The sequence below is a fragment of the Eubacterium pyruvativorans genome (assembly GCF_900102225.1).
GTDB classification, from domain to species: domain Bacteria; phylum Bacillota; class Clostridia; order Peptostreptococcales; family Anaerovoracaceae; genus Aminicella; species Aminicella pyruvativorans.
Genome location: NZ_FNBF01000027.1, coordinates 13,116 through 30,393, shown reverse-complemented (window position 1 = coordinate 30,393; position 17,278 = coordinate 13,116). Strand labels below are relative to the sequence as shown.

The window sequence follows — 17,278 nt, the reverse complement described above, 5'->3', positions numbered from 1 at the left end:
ACTCAGAAAAACGCTGTTCCAGATCATGGATGCCATGCTCAAGCTTGGCCCACGAGAGGGCGACCCTGTCAGCCAGTTCCTTTTCAAGAAGAAGTCGGAAGGTAAACCCTACCTTGTCTACATGACGGCAGGTGCCAATAAGTTCCTTCGGGTTTACTACGGCAAGGTAAAGGAATGTCTACGGGGTCAGGCTAGATTAGAAGCCTGACTGCATCTATCCATAAGGACAATCTGAGACTGCCTGAATGAAGACAGTCTGGTTTGTTGTGCTCATTTTCATCCCTCCAAATTCTTGTGAATTACACTTGACTTTTACTTAGCAGGCTTTCATTTCGCTGCAATATGTCATCGTATTTGGCATTGGCGGATTGAAAAAACAGGCGGGTTCGATGAGGAGCCCGCCCGGATAGTTGTATTTCGCTGTAATTACTTCGACGGAACCACGAATCCCTTACCAAGAGCGTCATCCGGATCAATGAACCATGTCGCCTCGCCGCAGAGATACGCAGCACCTCTGACCTGCGGAACGACCGCATCGAATTCGCCGACCTTCGTCTCGGACTGGATGGTGCCGTAGAACTTGGAACCGATGAAGGATTCGTACACAAATTCCTTCCCTACAGGCAGTTCGCCCAGTGCGTGGAGCAGGGACAGCTTCGCAGAAGTACCGGTTCCGCACGGAGAACGGTCCAGCTGCGGGTCATCCGGATCACCGAATACCACCAGGTTGCGCAGATCGGCGTCCGGCGTGTCGGTGGTGGAGTAATTCTCTACCAGGTCGACAGTGGTGATGTCCAGTTCCGGATGCTGAATCTCAACGGTCTTGTTCACTTCATTCAGCAGGAAGCTGGAGAACTTCGTCAGGAAACCGGCTGTGTCCGGACCGACCTTGATGCCGAAGTTCTTCTCGGTGTCCACCATTGCGAAGAAAGAACCGCCGAAGCAGATATCATAGGTGACGTCCTTTCCTTCGTATGTGGTCTTCAGATCCTTCTTGTAACGGAACGCCGGTACATTCGTCAGGGTGACGCCGGTAACCTTTCCGTCCTTCACATCGGCAACCGTCCGGATGATGCCTGCCGGCGCTTCCAGAACGACCTCTGTCTGCGGCTCCTTCATTTCCATCAGACCTGCTTCCAGAATCACGGTAACCGTTCCGATGGTGCAGTGTCCGCACATGTTCAGATATCCGCCGCCGTCCATGAAAATGACGCCGAAGTCCGCCTCCGGATTAACCGGTTCTGTGATGAACGAACCGAACATGTCATGATGACCGCGCGGTTCATACATCAGCATGGTTCTCAGATAATCATAGTGTTCCTCGATGAAGTGCTTCCGCTCGATCATCGTATTGCCTTCCAGCTTCGGACAGTCGATGGCGACACGGCAGTATTCACCTTCAGTGTGGGCTTCAACGGTTCTGATGTGATCAGTATACTTTCCGTAATTGATCTTCGTCGTCAGTTCCATTCTCATGTACCTCCTTGGTTCCATTCATTAAATCAGAGCAACAGTTTCCAGCGCGCCAAAGCATTGAATGCGTGAATAGAACGCGTTCTGTAATCGTGTTGATTTCTATAGTCACATTATCGCCTATATTCCTTGAAAAGTCAATGTTTTAACGAAGAATTGCAGCAGGAAAAAACGTTGGATTTTCAATTATTGTTTGCTTTTCGCCGGGGCGGAAAGTATGATAATATCTATAGTGAAAACGGACAAAAAATACCGGATCACCGCTCGTCCCCCGGGCCCTGCGTTGTCCGGAAAACATACGGACAGGGAGGCAATATAATGAAATTCGGAAAGAAAACCATCAGAAGTTCGGCGGACATTCCGTACGATCCGGAGCGGTCGGACACATTGATCATTTACCGCAGCCGGAAGGGGAGTACCCTGGAATATGCGAAATGGATTCAGGAAAGTCTGGACTGCGACATTGTTCCCTTCGACAGGAAGTACCTGGGGTATTCCACCCTGTACCGGAATGTGATTCTGCTGAGCTGGCTCCGTTCCTCCGAAATTGTGGGACTGAAGCTGATCCGTCAGAACCACCTCCGGTTCCTGCTGCCGGAGAAACACGTGATTCTGGGCGTCACCGGCATTGCAGAGCCGTCGGAGTCCTACGAGAAGTATATCCGGGAGATCAATTTCGGTCTGGGATTCGACTATGCGTCGCTGCACCTGCTGCCGGGGCGCATGGATGTGGATCACCAGGGAGCTTCAGACCGGTTCATGATCCGGGCCTTTGAAAAGAGCCAGTATGACGGCATGACGAAGCAGGAGGCGGAAGTGTTCCATGACCGGATGACCCGGGGATGGGACGGTGTTTCCCGGCAGGCCTGCCTGGGCATCATTCAGGAAATTCAGAGCATCAGGAAAGAAGAAAAGAACGATCCGGACGGTGAGTAGACACCCTGAATATATCCGGATATGGAAATAACGGGCCGCCCCGAAAGCAATTCGCTTTCCGGAGCGGCCCGTTTCACATACATTTTCGATGAGTCGGAAAGAATTAGTTTTCCTTCACTGCCTTCGGTGTCTTCACAGCATCCTTGAAGAAGAGGAAGGATGTGAAGAGCACGACACAGATTACCAGCCATGTCAGCACGGTCAGCGGCAGGTTCTTCACGAATACGTAAGCAATGGTTACGCCGATAACGCCGAAGATACCCTGGGTGATAACGCCGTATACATCGTAACGGGAAGCAGAGATGAACTTCGGTGTGTTGCCGAATGCCATCAGGTATGCGCAGGATCCCATCATAACCGGGAAGGCAACCTGAACGTTCATTCCCAGAATTGCGCAGAGTGCCATGCACGGAGCGTACAGACCGACGCCCAGGTTCATCAGTGCGCCCAGGAAGAAGTTAATGACAACAGCGGCAACCAGCTTCACGCCTCTCAGACCGACAGCGGCTCCGGTGATGCCGAACGGACCGATCTGCGCTGCCTTCATCGCCATGATGACGCCCAGGATCAGCAGGCCGATGCCCATGCCGTAGCGGACCATTCTGACGTTCCACTTCGTTACGATGTCTGCACCGACGAATGCGCCGACGGTGGCAGCAACCAGCATCAGAGCCAGCGTCAGTGTATCCATTTCTACCAGATTGAAGAACAGGAAAGCCTCCGCCAGAACCGGGAAGGTATCTCCTACGTTCAGTGTTCCCGGAACATTGATATCGTCTACGGATTTTCCGATCTTAAAAGCTGCGGAGGACGGAGCGAAGGATCCGATACCCAGTGTATCGAAGAAGTTCGCTACCAGACCGACCATAGCATTCCATTTCCAGTGCTTCTTAGATTCTGCGATAACTGCACGGCCTTCTTCCGTGGATCTCTTCTTCTGAACATCACGGAAGACCAGGATGGCGTCCAGGATGAATCCGATCACGCAGAGTGCTTTCATAATAGTTACAGCACTAATTCCATTCATAACAGGCTCCTTTCATAATCAGGCGCTTGGGGGACTCCCCATAGATATATCGAATAAGGACAAACAGTAACTTGTTGTGCTATCATCTGCATCATATGCTTTAGTTAAGTAAATGTCAATCCAATTGTGTCAAAAAAATGATATTTTTTCACGAAGTTATCACATTGAGGTTAAGGTGGTATAACTCCTGGAATTATGCGCTTCACAGAGGATGAGATTACTATATATATGTACGTTATTTTAGAATGGGGTTCAGTAATTCCCCGGCGGATTGTACGGAAATCGATGCGAAACAATGCTATTTTCAGGAATAGAGAAAATTGATTGATAATCTATAGTCAAGCAATTGCAATACTTCGGGATTTTTTTATCAAGCTGCGGGAATAAATTTGTAGAATCTGTTCTAGTATGTGGTTAATTTTGTGGTATATACCGATCGGCGGTATCATTGAAAAATCAACGAAAAAAAGATGTTAAAATTTAAACATAACAGTTGCATTTCATTTGGTATCATGGTATATTGCAATAGAAATAACGAATAGTTGACTGCAGACAGCCGTGTCGGAATGCATCGGCGGACGGATTCGGATGAGAATTTTTCTCCGCATTTTCGTAATCCCCGGCGGGGTGATCCTGTGCTGTGTGCTATTGATGAACTCGATGGATCGGGCAGATGATTCCGGAGGGATTCGCACGGGAGCGGTTCCGCTGCTTCTGCAGGGCTGGTTCGTTTTCGGGTTCGGATGGCGGAGCCGTCCGGAAGGTCCTGGTAATTAGAAGTTTTCTGCACAGAGTGCAGGTTTTAGTTTTCAAGGAGAGACGATACTATGGAAAACATTCAGATGCTTCTGGTGAAGTGCACACCGATTGTCAAGGCAGGAGATAAGGTGAAGAAGGGTACCAAGATTGCGGAGCCGGCAGGCTTCACCGGTGCGAATCTTCATTCCAGTGTATATGGTACGGTTGAAGAAGTGAAGGAAGACCGCATCATCATCAAGCCGGACGAGGAACAGCCGGAAGAGTATGAAATGATCGCCGAGGACACACCGCTGAAGATGGTTGAGGAAGCGGGTGTCATCGGAATGGGCGGTGCCGGTTTCCCGACATGCCACAAGCTGGACATCGACCTCAGAGCAGAGGGCAACGCAGATGGATATGTACTGGTGAATGCATCTGAGTGCGAACCGGGACTGAGACATAACATTCAGCAGATCGAAGAGGATCCTTCCAAGGTTCTGAAGGGTGCGGAGTATGCGAAGGAAATTACCAACGCAACACAGATTATCATCGCTATTAAGAAGAAGAATCAGAAGGCAGTCAAGGTTCTGCAGGAAGCGATCAAGGACAAGGATGATGTCAAGCTCCACCTGCTGGCAGATATCTATCCGATGGGGGAAGAAAGAGCCGTTGTCAGAGAATGTCTGGGCATCGAACTGGAGCCGGACAAGCTGCCGTCTGCAGCCCATGCCATCGTCATCAACTCCGAGACATGCTCCAGAGTTGCAGAAGCGATCGATGAGAGAAAGCCGAGCTTCTTGAAAAACATCACTGTGCGGGGACAGCTGGTAGGCGGAAACGAAGCACACGTCTTCATGGATGTACCGGTCGGCACCAGCGTCGGTGCGCTGATTGAGAGAGCCGGCGGTATCGACGGAGAATATGGTGAAATCGTTCTGGGCGGACCGTTCACCGGCCGTGCCACGGAACTGGATGCGCCGATTACGAAGAACTCCGGTGCGATTCTGGTATCCATTCCGTTCCCGGATCTCCACGGTGCGAAGATGGGCGTTCTGGTATGCGCATGCTGCGCCGGTGAAGAGAGAGAGAAGGAAGTTGCGGAGAAGATGAATGCGAAGGTCATTTCTGTAGCCCGCTGCAAGCAGGCGGTAGAAGTCAGACCGGGTGCACCGCTGAAGTGCGAGAGACCGGGTAACTGCCCGGGCCAGGTGAAGAACAACCTGCAGTTCAAGAAGGACGGATGCGAATACATCATCATCGGCAACTGCTCTGACTGTTCCAACACGGTAATGGCTTCTGCGCCGCAGATGGGACTGAAGGTGTTCCACCTGACAGACCACCTGATGAGAACAATCGGCCACCCGCTGTACAGACACCTGAAAGTTTCTAAGGAAGTTAGCCAGGAAATCGATTTCTAATCGAAAAGGGCTGATGATAGAAGGGTATATAATTTCATCTTCTTTCTGGAACGCATGAACGGAAAGACGAAATCTGCATGACAGTTTATTGATTTTCACAGTTGATGAAGGAGGAGATTGAAATGTCCATTTCACTCGAATATGCACAGGAACACGCGAATGATCCGGCAGTACTCTGCTGCAGAGCGGAGGAAGGTACAACGCTGACACATCACAATCTGGAGGATCCGGCGATCTTCCCGGATCTGGTGGACGGCGGCCTGCTGAGCCTGGACGGCGCACTGACCATCGGCCAGGTGCTGAACGGTTCCACACTGACGAAGACAGCGGATTCCCTGACACCGGTAACCGCAGACATCGTGGACAAGTTCGACGAAGTCGGCGCAGCGGATGCGGCGGATGAAGCAGAAGAGACACCGGCTTCTGAGGAAGCACCGGCCGTACAGGCAGCACAGGCTGTCAGCGGCGCAGCGGTTCAGGTTTCCGGCGGCGTTCTGAAGCTGTCCATCAAGGAAGGCAAGGATATCTACATCGAGCTTCCGCTGTAATATTTCACTCAGTTTATCGGGTCCGGAACGGGTTTAACGCCCGTCCCGGCCAGAAATATCAACTAATAATTTCTTATCTAAAGGAGGAGTACAACACATGTCACTTTCACTCGAATATGCAAAGGAACATGCGAACGATCCAGCCGTCCTCTGCTGCAGGGCGGAAGCTGGTACGGAACTCACATCCAAGAACCTCGAAGATCCTTCGATTTTCGATGATCTGATTGAGTCCGGCCTGCTGAATGTTGAAGGCGCACTGAAGATCGGCCAGGTTCTGAACGGAACGAAGCTGACGAAGACACTTGATTCCCTTTCCCCGCTGACAGCGGACGTTGTCGACAAGTTCGATGCGGTTGAAGGCGAAGCGGCACCGGCGGAAGCACCGGCTGCAGAAGAAGCGCCGGCAGCACCGGCAGCACCGGCAGCTCCGGTGGCAGCCACAACGGTGGGCGGCGGTCTGAAGATCCACATCGGAGAAGGTAAGGAAATCGACATTGAAATCCCTGCGGGCATCACAGCGGCAGGCGGAGCAGTTGCCGTTCCGGTTCAGGAAGCAGCAGCTCCGGCGGCAGCAGCGGCGGCTCCGGCAGAGGAAGAAGAAAAGGTTGTCAGAGAACTGACAAGAAAGCATTTCCAGATCAACGAAGTAAAGCGTGGACCGGAAACTAAGATCGAAGGTACAACACTGTACATTCGTGAGGGCATTGAGCAGGACTGCATCGACGACCAGGTTCTCGTGAAGGATTTCAAGCTGGAAATCATCACACCGGATAAGTATCACACATATTCCGAAACCATCATGGACGTTCAGCCGATCGCAACGAAGGAAGGCGACGCGGAGCTGGGCACAGGCGTTACGAGAGTCATCGACGGCGCAATCATGGTTCTGACCGGAACAGACGAGAACGGTGTTCAGATCGGTGAGTTCGGTTCTTCCGAAGGTTACCTGGACGAGAACATCCAGTGGGGCAGACCGGGATGCCCGGAGAAGGGTGAAATCTTCATCAAGGGTCAGGTCACTGTACAGGCGAAGACGAACATGGAGAGACGTGGTCCGATCGCTGCACACACAGCATTCGACATCATCACGCAGGAAATCCGTGAAGCGCTGAAGGTTGCTGATGAATCCCTGGTTACAGACACGCAGGAACTGAAGCAGGTTCGCCGTCCTGGAAAGAAGAAGGTTGTCATCGTTAAGGAGATCATGGGTCAGGGTGCTATGCACGATAACTTCCTGCTGCCTGTGGAACCGGTTGGTGTTCTCGGTGCGAGACCGAACGTAGACCTGGGCAATGTTCCGGTTGTCGTTTCTCCGCTGGAAGTACTTGACGGCTGCATCCACGCTCTGACATGCATCGGACCGGCTTCCAAGGAAATGTCCAGACATTACTGGAGAGAGCCGCTGGTCATCGAAGCGCTGCATGATCCTGAAGTTGACCTGTGCGGTGTCATTCTGGTCGGTTCCCCGCAGATCAACGCAGAGAAGTTCTATGTTTCCAAGCGTGTCGGCATGACCGTTGAAGCGCTGGACGTAGACGGTGCATTCGTTACAACAGAAGGTTTCGGAAACAACCACATCGACTTCTCCAGCCACCTGGAGCAGATCGGTATGAGAGGAATTCCGGTTGTTGGTATGTCCTTCTGCGCGATGCAGGGTGCTCTGGTTGTTGGTAACAAGTACATGAACGCCATGGTTGACAACAACAAGTCCAAGTCCGGTATCGAAAACGAAGTTCTGGGCTGCAACACGCTGGCTCCGGAAGATGCAATCCGTGCTCTGGCTATGCTGAAGTCCGAGATGGCAGGCGAACCGGTGAAGGCTGCTGAGAGAAAGTGGAATCCGGCTGTTAAGCAGAACAACGTTGAGCTGATCGAAGAGGCATATGGCAAGAAGATCGAACTGGAAGAGAACGAACAGTCTCTGCCGATGTCCCAGAAGAGAAAAGAGAAGTATGACTAATCCGATTGAGACGAAAGATTTGAAGTATGGTGACAAGATCATCCGCATGGAGGGCGTGATCGTCGAAGTCCATGACGGCAGCATTGCCTGTGATCTGAAGGGCAGACTCGGTTTTCTCGAGGTACCACTTCGTATGGTAATCTCGGATTATCCGCTGAAAGTCGGTCAGGAAGTTGCATGGAACATGAGTTTCATCGAACAGCTTGGCCCGGACGCCAACGAAAAATACGTCAGCAATCATGATATTTACCTCAGACATCAGAAAGAGATGTCTGAAAAGAACAATACCAAGTAGGAGGAACAGAGAATGAGTTTGACAGTAGTTAAGGGCTTACAGTCCGAAATCTACGTACCAATTACTCCGCAGTCCATCTTCACTCCTGTAACGAAGCCGCTGACCGAAATGCGCATTGCATTCGCTACAGCTGCCGGTGTACATCTGAAGTCACAGGAGAGATTTAACCTGGCAGGAGATACCACGTTCAGAGAGATTCCGGACACAACACCGAGCGAAGACCTGATGGTTTCCCACGGTGGTTACGATAACAGTGACGTTAACAAGGACATCAACTGCATGTTCCCGATCGACAGACTCCACGAGCTGGTGAAGGAAGGTTTCATCAAGGAAACAGCTCCTTTCCACTATGGTTTCATGGGCGGCGGCGGAGATATCCAGGTTTTCACAGAGAAGACCGGTCCGGGGATCGCTGAGAGACTGAAGGAGGAAGATGTTGACGGCGTTCTCATGACGGCTGGGTGAGGAACCTGCCACCGCTCTGCAGTAATTGTGCAGAGAGCGATTGAAGCTGCCGGAATCCCTACAGTAATCATTGCTGCGCTTCCGCCAGTTGTCCGTCAGCAGGGTACACCGCGTGCCGTTGCTCCGCTGGTACCGATGGGTGCTAACTGCGGTGAGCCGCACAACGTTGAGATGCAGACCGCTATCGTGAAGGGTGCGCTGAACGCTCTGGAGACAATTGAAACTCCGGGCAAGATCGTTTCCCTCCCGTACGAGTACGTAGCGAAGATCTAAGCCTGATGGAATTGGAGCGGCCGCCATATTGCGGCCGCTTTTTCTGACCATTATAATATTATCAGAAAACGATAACTTCTTTTCCGGCGGGGGAGCCGCCAGATGCAGGAGGATTTTTTATGTCTGAGAAGACGATTGACCTGAGACGCCTGGTGGTGAAGGCGTTTCACATGACAGACGTGGAATGGGGCGAGGAGAACGATTTCGACTACGACGGTCATATGACGGTGTCGAAGGCCATGATCGACAGCCTGGTGGCGAAGGAACCGCTGATCGAGAAGATCGACATTCAGATCATTCCGCCGGGAGAGCATGATCGGTATACAGAAACGATCATGGATATCGTTCCGATTTCCGTGAAGGTGCTGGGCAATCTGGGAGACGGCGTCACCCATACTGTCACAGGGGCCTACTTCATTCTGACCGGTGTGGATACTGTGGGTAAACCGACCCATGAGTTCGGCTCCTCGGAGGGGAATCTGAAGGAGCAGCTGACCCTGAACCGGCCGGGAACGCCGGGGGACGATGATTACATCATTTCCTTTGACGTAACCCTGGCAGCCGGCAAAGGCCAGGAACGGCCGGGTCCGACGGCAGCCCACCGGGCGCTGGACGAGTTCATGCAGACCTTCCGGGAAAAGCTGAAGAGTATGGATGGAAATCGGGCCACCGAGCGCCACGAATTCCATGATGTGATCCGTCCGGGTGCGAAGCGCATCGTGGTCATCAAGCAGGTGGCGGGGCAGGGTGCCATGTACGACATGCAGCTGTTCCCGAATGAACCGGGAGGCTTCACCGGCGGAAAGTCCATCATCGATATGGGTAATATGCCCGTCATCGTTACACCGAACGAATACCGGGACGGCATTCTCCGTTCCATGCAGTAGAGGAGGGTCAATATGGGAATCGGTCCGTCAACGAAAGAGACTACATTACAGCATTTTCGGGATCCTCTGCTGGACGTGATCCAGGAAGATACGGATGTGGATCTGGCAGGCATTATCATTGTCGGAACGCCGGATGACAACGTGGACAAGATCCGGGTGGGCACCCGGGCGGCCATCATGGCCGAATGTATCCGGGCGGACGGCGCCATCATCACCGCCGACGGCTGGGGAAACAGTGACGTGGACTATGTGAATACCTGCGAGCAGCTGGGAACCAGGGGGATCGCTGTAACCGGCCTGAAGTTCATCGGCCGTACGGCGGGCTTCGTGGTGACGAACAACTACCTGGACGGTATTTTTGATATTAATAAATCCGAATCCGGAACGGAAACGGATATTGTCGGCCAGAATAATTATGACGCCAGAGACTGCCGGAAGGCCCTTGTGGTGCTGAAGGCGAAAATGGCGAAGAACAGCCGGAATCGGTAGAAACCGACTGCAGCTCTGAATATGAATGAAAAAAAGCGGGACACACGCCCGGGCTGATTCGCTCCGGACGCATGCCCCGTTTCTTTTTGTCCTGTCTACACCGCCAGATGAATCAGGGAGAACAGGACCCAGGAAATCCCCAGGGTGATCGGAATCGTGATGAACCATGCGAGCACCATGTTCCGGGCAGTCTGCCACTTCACGCCCTTCCGCCGCTGCGCCGCACCGACGCCGATGATGGAGGAGGAGATAACGTGGGTGGTGCTCACCGGAAGACTGAAATGGGTGGCCACCTGAATGACGATGGTGGAGGCCAGGTCCGCCGCCACACCGTTTACCGGCTTGAGCTTCATGATGCCGGTACCTACGGTTTTGATAATCCGCCAGCCGCCCACGGAGGTGCCCAGACACATGGCCAGCGCACAGAGAATCTGCACCCAGTGGGGCACAGCCATTTCCTGCAGATAGCCGTGGCTCACCAGAGCCATGGTGATGATGCCCATGGATTTCTGGGCGTCGTTGGACCCGTGGGAGAAGGCCTGCAGGGAGGCGGTTACAATCTGCAGCCGCCGGAACACGAAATTGGCGTGGTATGCGTTGGCGTCCCGGAACAGAATGCGGATGAGAGAGAACACGAGGAACCCTGCGGCGATGGCGACAAAGGGGGAAACGATGAGCGCTCCCACGATTTTTGTGATGCCCTGAATATGAACCGTCCGGGCGCCTCCGTCTGCCAGGGCGGCGCCGATCATTGCGCCGATCAGGGCGTGGGAGGAACTGTTCGGGATACCGAAGTACCAGGTAATCAGGTTCCAGATGATTGCGGAAGCCAGTGCGGTGATCAGAATGAGGGAGCCGTCCGCAACCAGTTTCAGGTCCACGATGCCGGTGGCGATGGTTTCGGCAACGCCGGTGAACAGCACCGCTCCCAGGAAATTCATGCAGGTGGCCAGCAGAATGGCCCCCCGGAGCGTCAGCGCCCGGGTGGAAACGGCGGTGGCAATGGCGTTGGCCGTGTCGTGAAATCCGTTAATGAAGTCGAAGGACAGAGCCAGCGCGATGATGAGCAACAGTGTAATCATCGGCCCCCCCTACATGTTCTTCATGACAATCATATCCAGACCCTTGGCCACCACCTGGGCTGCATCGGCGGTTTCTTCCAGAATATGATAGAGTTCTTTCAGTTCGATGATCTTCTTCGGATCGTAGTCCTCCGTGCGGAAAAGGTGGATGATGGCCTGACGCTCCGCATGGTCACACTTCTCTTCATGGGTCTTCACGGCGACTGTGTGTGCCTTGATTTCCTTCAGTTTCTTCTCGGACAGCAGGTGAACCGCCGCACAGAGCTCTGCTGCGGCGCCGGCGATGTGCCGGGAGAATTTCCGGACATACTGGTCTGTAAGGTCTGTCTCGAACATCCAGAAGTAAAAAGCGCATTCCTCCAGCCCGTCGGTGATCTCGTCCAGACCTTCCGCCAGGTGCAGAATGTCCTCGTGCTCAATCGGGGTGATGAATGCGTTGGTGAGACTGATAATGATCTCATGAATATGGACGTCGCTTTCCGATTCCAGTTCCTTCACACGGTTTGCGAAGGCTTTCAGGTCCTTCGTGCCGTCTTCCTGCACAAAGCGGTTGAAAAACTGTGCGCAGTTCTTCGTGTCTTCCGCAATGGCAATCAGCTGTTCATATAATTTATCTTTTTTTCGCATTTTGGAGATCCCTTCTCATTTCAAAAAAATAATCCGCCGGCTGAGGAACACAGCCTGCAGATTAAATTGTAATTATTTCAAAGGAATTTTACAAGGGTAGATTGGAAAAGCGCCGGAAAAGCGTCAGGAAAGTCCGAGAATTCCCATCAGTTTCAGCGCGAAAGGAACCACCAGGAAGGCGGGCAGCATGTTGATGACTTTGAACTTCGTCAGATTCAGCATGTTCGTGCCGATGGCCAGAATCATCAGACTGCCGCTGGCGGACAGCTCCAGGATCAGGGCGTCGTTCAGATACGGGGCGATGTATTCCGCCAGCAGAACCAGAAGTCCCTGGGCGAGGAAAGTGAAAACCGCCGAGCCGTACACCCCGGCCCCCATGGTGGCCCCCAGCATAATGCCGGTGATGAAGTCCAGCAGCGATTTCGTGTACAGCATGGTGTAATCATGCTGCAGCCCTGCATTCAGGGAACCCACGATCATCATGGCGCCCACACTCATAATAATCGTGGATTCGATCATGGCTTCTGTGAAACCGGAATTCCCGCCGGAGGAGAACCGGGCGACAATCCGGTCGGTACCCCGGTTGATTCGGCCGTCCAGATCCAGCACTTCTCCGATCATCACGCCGATGACACAGGAGAGAATCATGATGAGCACATTCTTTTCCTTCACTGCCCCCTGGATCCCGATGATGACCACGCAGAGGGCGAGGGTATTCATCATAACGGAGGAAATGCGTTCGGGGATCCCCTTCCGGAACAGCAGCCCCAGAGTGGTGCCGATGAGGATAGCGAGCGTATTGACAAAGACAGCGAACATGACAGACCTCCTTCGGATAATAGTGAATACGTTATATTCTATAATTTAATGGGATGAAGTGCAAGGGTCGGTTTCCTCCGAAGGAAATACGGGCTGGTATTTTTCGCCGGGGGAGGGTATCATACTATACATTGCTAAGGAGGAAAGTTACAATGCTGGAATATCTCATGCCGCCCCTGATCGGTGCGGTGATCGGTTATTTTACGAACTATATCGCAGTGAAGATGCTGTTCCGGCCAAGGCGGGAGGTCCGCCTGTTCGGCCGGCGGCTGCCGTTTACCCCGGGTGCCATTCCGAAGAATAAGCCCCGGCTGGCCCGCACCATCGGCCAGGTGGTGTCGGATACGTTCTTCACAGAGGAGAATCTGACCGCCCAGTTCATGGCGCCGGCCGCCGTGCGCGGCGCAGTGGATACGCTGCTGGAACTGCTGAACCGCACTGTGGAGCAGGACGGTCTGATGCTGGCCGGTACAGAGGATAAACTGGAGGATCTGATGATGAAAACATCGGATCATGTGACGGAGAAGATTCTGGAAGCCGCCCGGGAGAGGGATTTTCCCGGCATGGTGGCGGATGCCTGTGTGCAGGGCGTGAAGGCGAAGCTGCAGAACTCCATGCTCAGCCTGTTTCTCACAGAGGAACGGCTGTCCCAGGTCCGGGGACAGATTGAAGAGGAAGTGAACCGGAAAATGGATGAGGAAGGACCGGAAATGCTGCAGGGAGAAATCGACCGGGCGCTGGCGGGACTCTGTGACCGGAGCCCGCTGGATCTGGCGGCGTCTTTCGGGGTATCGGAGCAGCAGGTCCGGGACGGCATTTCCCGGCTCTACGGGGAAGTGGTCCGCTCCGGTGTATCGGCCCTGATCCGTCAGATGGATGTGTCGGGGATGATCGAGACGAAGATCAATGAGATGCGTGTGGAGGAAATGGAAGACCTGGTGATGACGGTCATGAAGAAGGAACTGAGTCTGATCGTGAATCTGGGTGCGGTGATCGGTTTCCTGCTGGGCATGGTCAACCTGCTGTTCTGACCGCAGACTTTCGGCGGATCCGACGGCAGAAAATTAATAATCGTATTTAAGAAAGTCCCGGGACGGAATATTCCCGGGACTTTCTTCAAATTTGATGAACTGGACTGTAATATGAAGTATAATGATTTAAACTGGTTTCGGATTACATAACTGGCAGGTTTTTCTTGTTCGGAAGGCAGAAGGACATTCTGCCGGGAGGAATGACAGAAATGAAGAAATATGATGTGACGGCTCTGGGCGAGCTGCTGGTGGATTTCACGGAGAATGGTATCTCAGAACAGGGGAATGCGCTGTTCGAAGCGAATCCGGGGGGCGCGCCCTGCAATGTGCTCTCAATGCTGCAGAAATTGGGAAAGCGCACAGCGTTTCTGGGGAAGGTGGGGCAGGACGCCTTCGGGCTCCGGCTCCGGCAGGCTGCGGCGGAACAGGGAATCGATGTGGACGGCGTGTATCTGGATCAGAATGTGCCGACCACTCTGGCGCTGGTGTCGAAACTGCCTGACGGAGACCGGGACTTCTCGTTCTACCGGAGTCCCGGTGCGGATATGATGCTGCGGACCGAAGAGGTGGACCGGGAGAAAGTGAAATCTTCCCGGATTTTCCATTTTGGTTCTCTGTCCATGACCGGTGAACCGGTCCGCAGCGCCACCCGGGAGGCAGTGCGGGCGGCGGAAGATGCGGGGGTGATCCGCTCCTTCGATCCGAATCTCCGGCAGCCTCTGTGGCCGTTTGAAGAAGCGGCCCGGGAACAGATTGCGTGGGGGATGGCCCACTGTGACATTCTGAAAATTTCGGATAATGAAATTCGCTGGTTCACCGGATGTGAAGAATTCGACGAAGGCGTCAGGACGCTGAAGGCGACCTACCCGGGCATCCGGATGATCTGCCTTTCCATGGGAGCGGAGGGCAGCCGGGTGTACTGCGAGGGAAAGCGCATCGAAGCTGCGGCATTCCGGACCGAGGCTGTGGAAACCACCGGTGCGGGCGACACTTTCTGTGCCTGTGTGCTGAATGCCGTGCTGGATCACGGGCTGGAAGGCTGGTCTGAGGATGAGCTCGTCAACATGCTCACCTTTGCCAATGCGGCTGCCTCCATCGTGACCACCAGGAAGGGGGCACTTCGCGTGATGCCGGAGAGGGAAGAAGTAGAGGCGCTGCTTCGAAAGCAGGATTAGCAGAGCGGCCCGGGAGAGCGGGCGGCGGGACAGTGAGGGGATCATGAAGAAAGCGACGAAGAAAACAGCGAAGCTGGCAGCGGAATCTGCGAAATCTGCTAAGTCAGCGAGATCAGAGATACGAACGGGGGAAGCGAAACCTGGGGTGAAGAAGCCGGAAGAAACGGATCCGATTCTCGCAGAGAGAGTGCGGGAAGACCGGGCCTTCGAACAGCGGCTGGCGGAACGGAATGACGAAATGAAATGGCTCTATATGGAGCTGTACGACGACCAGCATGCGTATGACTATTTCGTGGAGATGCTCCGGCGTACCTACGAAAACCGGTCCCGGACGCTCCGGGAGTGGGATGATTTCCGGACCATTGTGGACGACTGGTACCGGGGCGGGGAGCTGCTGGGCTACATGGTTTACACCGAGCAGTTCGCCGGGGATCTGGAGGGCATGGAGAGCCACCTGGAATATCTCCGGGAGCTGGGGGTGAATTACCTGCACCTGATGCCGCTTCTGGAGAGTCCGGAAGGAAAGAGCGACGGCGGATATGCCGTGTCGGATTTTCAGAAAGTTCAGCCGTCCCTGGGAACCATGGAGGACCTGGGAAACCTGTCCGATGCCTGCCACCGGAAGGGAATCTGTGTCTGCCTGGATTTCGTCATGAATCATACCAGTGATGAACATGAGTGGGCACGCCGGGCGAAGCAGGGGGAGAAGGAATTCCAGGACCGGTATTTCTTCTATGATAACTGGGATATTCCGCATCAGTATGAGCAGACCGTTCCGGAGGTGTTCCCGCAGACGGCGCCGGGAAACTTCTCCTGGTGTCCGGAAGCCGGGAAGGTGGTCATGACCACCTTCCACCCCTATCAGTGGGATCTGAACTACCACAATCCGACGGTTTTCAATGACATGACGGAGGCCATGCTGAATCTCTGCAATCACGGCGTGGACATTATCCGGCTGGATGCGGTTCCGTATATCTGGAAAGAACTGGGCACTGCCTGCCGCAATCTGCCACGGGTGCATACCCTGGTCCGGCTCATGCGGCTGGCAGCGGAGATCACGGCACCGGGCACGCTGCTCCTGGGAGAGGTGGTCATGGAACCGTCGAAGGTGGTTCCGTATTTCGGTTCCGTGGAGAAGCCGGAATGTCACATGCTGTATAACGTGACGACCATGGCCAGTACCTGGCACACGGTGGCCACCAGGGATGTCCGGCTGCTCCGGCATCAGCTGGATTCTGTATTCAGCCTGCCGAAGGAATATGTGTTTCTGAATTATCTCCGGTGTCATGACGACATCGGCTGGGGACTGGATTATGACTTCCTGGGTCAGTTCGGGATTCAGGAGGTTCCGCATAAGCAGTATCTGAATAATTATCTGTGCGGCAGTTGGGAAGGGAGCGACGCCCGGGGAGAACGGTACAACGACGACCCGGTCCACGGCGATGCCAGGCTCTGCGGCACGACGGCTTCCCTCTGCGGCATTGAGGCAGCGGAGTTCGAGGATAATTCCTGGAAGCTGGATCGGGGGATCCGTCTGGATATCATGCTCCACGCCTTCCTGCTGACCCAGAGCGGCATTCCGGTGATTTACAGCGGAGACGAGGTGGGACAGAAGAACGACTACTCGTATCATGAAGATCCGCTGAAGTGGGAGGATTCCCGGTTCCTCCATCGGGGGAAGATGGTCTGGGAGGACGCCGAGAAGCGGAATGACCCGGAAACCAGGCCGGGAAGGCTGTTCCGGGCAATCAGGAACATGGTGGAGATCCGGTCGAAGTATGAAGTCTTCCACTCCGGCGCAGATGTCTGGACACTGGAACCATACAACGACCATATCCTCGGCATCGGACGGTACTGCAGGGGAGAGAAACTGCTGGCGCTGTTCAATTTCAGTGATTATGACGAGACTGCCTGGATCAATGAAGAGGGAAACTGGACCGATCTGATAACCGGAGAGACGAAGGAAGCGAAAGCGGTGGGTATTCCGTCGAAGGATTTCGTCTGGCTCTGGATGAAATTCTGAAAAGGAGGCGGG

General features: G+C 53.8%; 16 protein-coding genes and 1 pseudogene. 12 read left to right on the top strand and 5 right to left on the bottom strand.

Annotation, left to right across the window (positions count from 1 at the left end; translation table 11 throughout):
• A pseudogene (locus BLQ24_RS10220) lies at positions 1 to 208 on the top strand (IS110 family transposase); the annotation flags it as partial.
• Positions 209 to 426: 218 nt separating this feature from the next.
• Here the strand turns inward: BLQ24_RS10220 and BLQ24_RS08490 are convergent.
• The gene (locus BLQ24_RS08490) at positions 427 to 1,470 is read right to left on the bottom strand and encodes a proline racemase family protein (RefSeq protein WP_090164530.1); all 1,044 of its coding nucleotides are present in this window, start codon (positions 1,468 to 1,470) and stop codon (positions 427 to 429) included.
• A 321-nt stretch (positions 1,471 to 1,791) separates the two neighbouring features.
• On the opposite strand from BLQ24_RS08490, the gene BLQ24_RS08485 reads away from it, so the two are divergent.
• Positions 1,792 to 2,409 (top strand): flavodoxin domain-containing protein, encoded by a 618-nt coding sequence (locus BLQ24_RS08485; protein ID WP_090164529.1) that lies wholly within the window; start codon positions 1,792 to 1,794, stop codon positions 2,407 to 2,409.
• Between the two features lie 103 nt (positions 2,410 to 2,512).
• Here BLQ24_RS08485 and BLQ24_RS08480 read toward each other — a convergent pair whose 3' ends face one another.
• A complete protein-coding gene (locus BLQ24_RS08480) occupies positions 2,513 to 3,436 on the bottom strand; it encodes a permease (protein ID WP_242869625.1) in 924 nt (307 codons plus the stop codon).
• Between the two features lie 827 nt (positions 3,437 to 4,263).
• On the opposite strand from BLQ24_RS08480, the gene prdC reads away from it, so the two are divergent.
• From prdC to BLQ24_RS08440, 7 genes are all read left to right on the top strand, one after another.
• Positions 4,264 to 5,592, top strand: a complete 1,329-nt coding sequence (prdC, locus tag BLQ24_RS08470; protein WP_090164526.1) for a proline reductase-associated electron transfer protein PrdC — start codon at positions 4,264 to 4,266, stop codon at positions 5,590 to 5,592.
• Positions 5,593 to 5,714: 122 nt separating this feature from the next.
• Positions 5,715 to 6,140, top strand: coding sequence for a sugar transporter (locus BLQ24_RS08465; protein ID WP_090164525.1), 426 nt, complete (start codon positions 5,715 to 5,717; stop codon positions 6,138 to 6,140).
• Positions 6,141 to 6,237: 97 nt separating this feature from the next.
• Positions 6,238 to 8,100, top strand: coding sequence for a D-proline reductase (dithiol) proprotein PrdA (gene prdA / locus BLQ24_RS08460; protein ID WP_090164524.1), 1,863 nt, complete (start codon positions 6,238 to 6,240; stop codon positions 8,098 to 8,100).
• Positions 8,093 to 8,395, top strand: a complete 303-nt coding sequence (locus tag BLQ24_RS08455; protein ID WP_242869624.1) for a CBO2463/CBO2479 domain-containing protein — start codon at positions 8,093 to 8,095, stop codon at positions 8,393 to 8,395. Before prdA ends, BLQ24_RS08455 begins: the two co-directional genes overlap by 8 nt.
• A gap of 12 nt (positions 8,396 to 8,407) precedes the next feature.
• Complete coding sequence (gene prdB, locus BLQ24_RS08450; protein ID WP_090164523.1) at positions 8,408 to 9,133, top strand: D-proline reductase (dithiol) protein PrdB; 726 nt, start codon at positions 8,408 to 8,410, stop codon at positions 9,131 to 9,133.
• A gap of 119 nt (positions 9,134 to 9,252) precedes the next feature.
• Positions 9,253 to 10,020 (top strand): proline reductase cluster protein PrdD, encoded by a 768-nt coding sequence (gene prdD, locus BLQ24_RS08445; protein ID WP_090164522.1) that lies wholly within the window; start codon positions 9,253 to 9,255, stop codon positions 10,018 to 10,020.
• A gap of 12 nt (positions 10,021 to 10,032) precedes the next feature.
• Positions 10,033 to 10,509 carry a glycine/sarcosine/betaine reductase component B subunit gene (locus BLQ24_RS08440; protein ID WP_090164521.1) on the top strand — a complete coding sequence of 159 codons (477 nt, stop codon included), beginning with the start codon at positions 10,033 to 10,035 and terminating at the stop codon, positions 10,507 to 10,509.
• A 95-nt stretch (positions 10,510 to 10,604) separates the two neighbouring features.
• Here BLQ24_RS08440 and BLQ24_RS08435 read toward each other — a convergent pair whose 3' ends face one another.
• From BLQ24_RS08435 to BLQ24_RS08425, 3 genes are all read right to left on the bottom strand, one after another.
• Positions 10,605 to 11,591 (bottom strand): inorganic phosphate transporter, encoded by a 987-nt coding sequence (locus tag BLQ24_RS08435; protein WP_090164520.1) that lies wholly within the window; start codon positions 11,589 to 11,591, stop codon positions 10,605 to 10,607.
• 9 nt (positions 11,592 to 11,600) lie between these two features.
• Positions 11,601 to 12,218, bottom strand: a complete 618-nt coding sequence (locus BLQ24_RS08430) for a DUF47 domain-containing protein (protein ID WP_090164519.1) — start codon at positions 12,216 to 12,218, stop codon at positions 11,601 to 11,603.
• A 123-nt stretch (positions 12,219 to 12,341) separates the two neighbouring features.
• Entirely contained in the window at positions 12,342 to 13,037 is a 696-nt protein-coding gene (locus BLQ24_RS08425; RefSeq protein ID WP_090164518.1) for a DUF554 domain-containing protein, read from the bottom strand.
• Positions 13,038 to 13,189: 152 nt separating this feature from the next.
• On the opposite strand from BLQ24_RS08425, the gene BLQ24_RS08420 reads away from it, so the two are divergent.
• The 3 genes from BLQ24_RS08420 (at position 13,190) to BLQ24_RS08410 (ending at position 17,266) form a co-directional block, all read left to right on the top strand.
• Positions 13,190 to 14,068 (top strand): DUF445 domain-containing protein, encoded by an 879-nt coding sequence (locus tag BLQ24_RS08420; protein WP_176755900.1) that lies wholly within the window; start codon positions 13,190 to 13,192, stop codon positions 14,066 to 14,068.
• 209 nt (positions 14,069 to 14,277) lie between these two features.
• A complete protein-coding gene (locus tag BLQ24_RS08415) occupies positions 14,278 to 15,243 on the top strand; it encodes a carbohydrate kinase family protein (RefSeq protein ID WP_090164533.1) in 966 nt (321 codons plus the stop codon).
• Positions 15,244 to 15,286: 43 nt separating this feature from the next.
• Entirely contained in the window at positions 15,287 to 17,266 is a 1,980-nt protein-coding gene (locus BLQ24_RS08410) for an alpha-amylase family protein (protein WP_090164516.1), read from the top strand.
• The last annotated feature ends 12 nt before the right edge of the window (positions 17,267 to 17,278 follow it).

Excerpts from the sequence above, each read along its gene's own strand:
- BLQ24_RS08490 (WP_090164530.1), bottom strand. The coding sequence starts at position 1,470 with ATGGAACTGACGACGAAGATCAATTACGGAAAGTATACTGATCACATC.
- BLQ24_RS08415 (WP_090164533.1), top strand. The coding sequence starts at position 14,278 with ATGAAGAAATATGATGTGACGGCTCTGGGCGAGCTGCTGGTGGATTTC.
- BLQ24_RS08430 (WP_090164519.1), bottom strand. The coding sequence starts at position 12,218 with ATGCGAAAAAAAGATAAATTATATGAACAGCTGATTGCCATTGCGGAA.
- BLQ24_RS08440 (WP_090164521.1), top strand. The coding sequence starts at position 10,033 with ATGGGAATCGGTCCGTCAACGAAAGAGACTACATTACAGCATTTTCGG.
- prdD (WP_090164522.1), top strand. The coding sequence starts at position 9,253 with ATGTCTGAGAAGACGATTGACCTGAGACGCCTGGTGGTGAAGGCGTTT.
- prdC (WP_090164526.1), top strand. The coding sequence starts at position 4,264 with ATGGAAAACATTCAGATGCTTCTGGTGAAGTGCACACCGATTGTCAAG.
- BLQ24_RS08455 (WP_242869624.1), top strand. The coding sequence starts at position 8,093 with ATGACTAATCCGATTGAGACGAAAGATTTGAAGTATGGTGACAAGATC.
- BLQ24_RS08410 (WP_090164516.1), top strand. The coding sequence starts at position 15,287 with ATGAAGAAAGCGACGAAGAAAACAGCGAAGCTGGCAGCGGAATCTGCG.
- BLQ24_RS08425 (WP_090164518.1), bottom strand. The coding sequence starts at position 13,037 with ATGTTCGCTGTCTTTGTCAATACGCTCGCTATCCTCATCGGCACCACT.
- BLQ24_RS08420 (WP_176755900.1), top strand. The coding sequence starts at position 13,190 with ATGCTGGAATATCTCATGCCGCCCCTGATCGGTGCGGTGATCGGTTAT.
- BLQ24_RS08485 (WP_090164529.1), top strand. The coding sequence starts at position 1,792 with ATGAAATTCGGAAAGAAAACCATCAGAAGTTCGGCGGACATTCCGTAC.
- BLQ24_RS08465 (WP_090164525.1), top strand. The coding sequence starts at position 5,715 with ATGTCCATTTCACTCGAATATGCACAGGAACACGCGAATGATCCGGCA.
- prdA (WP_090164524.1), top strand. The coding sequence starts at position 6,238 with ATGTCACTTTCACTCGAATATGCAAAGGAACATGCGAACGATCCAGCC.
- BLQ24_RS08480 (WP_242869625.1), bottom strand. The coding sequence starts at position 3,436 with ATGAATGGAATTAGTGCTGTAACTATTATGAAAGCACTCTGCGTGATC.
- BLQ24_RS08435 (WP_090164520.1), bottom strand. The coding sequence starts at position 11,591 with ATGATTACACTGTTGCTCATCATCGCGCTGGCTCTGTCCTTCGACTTC.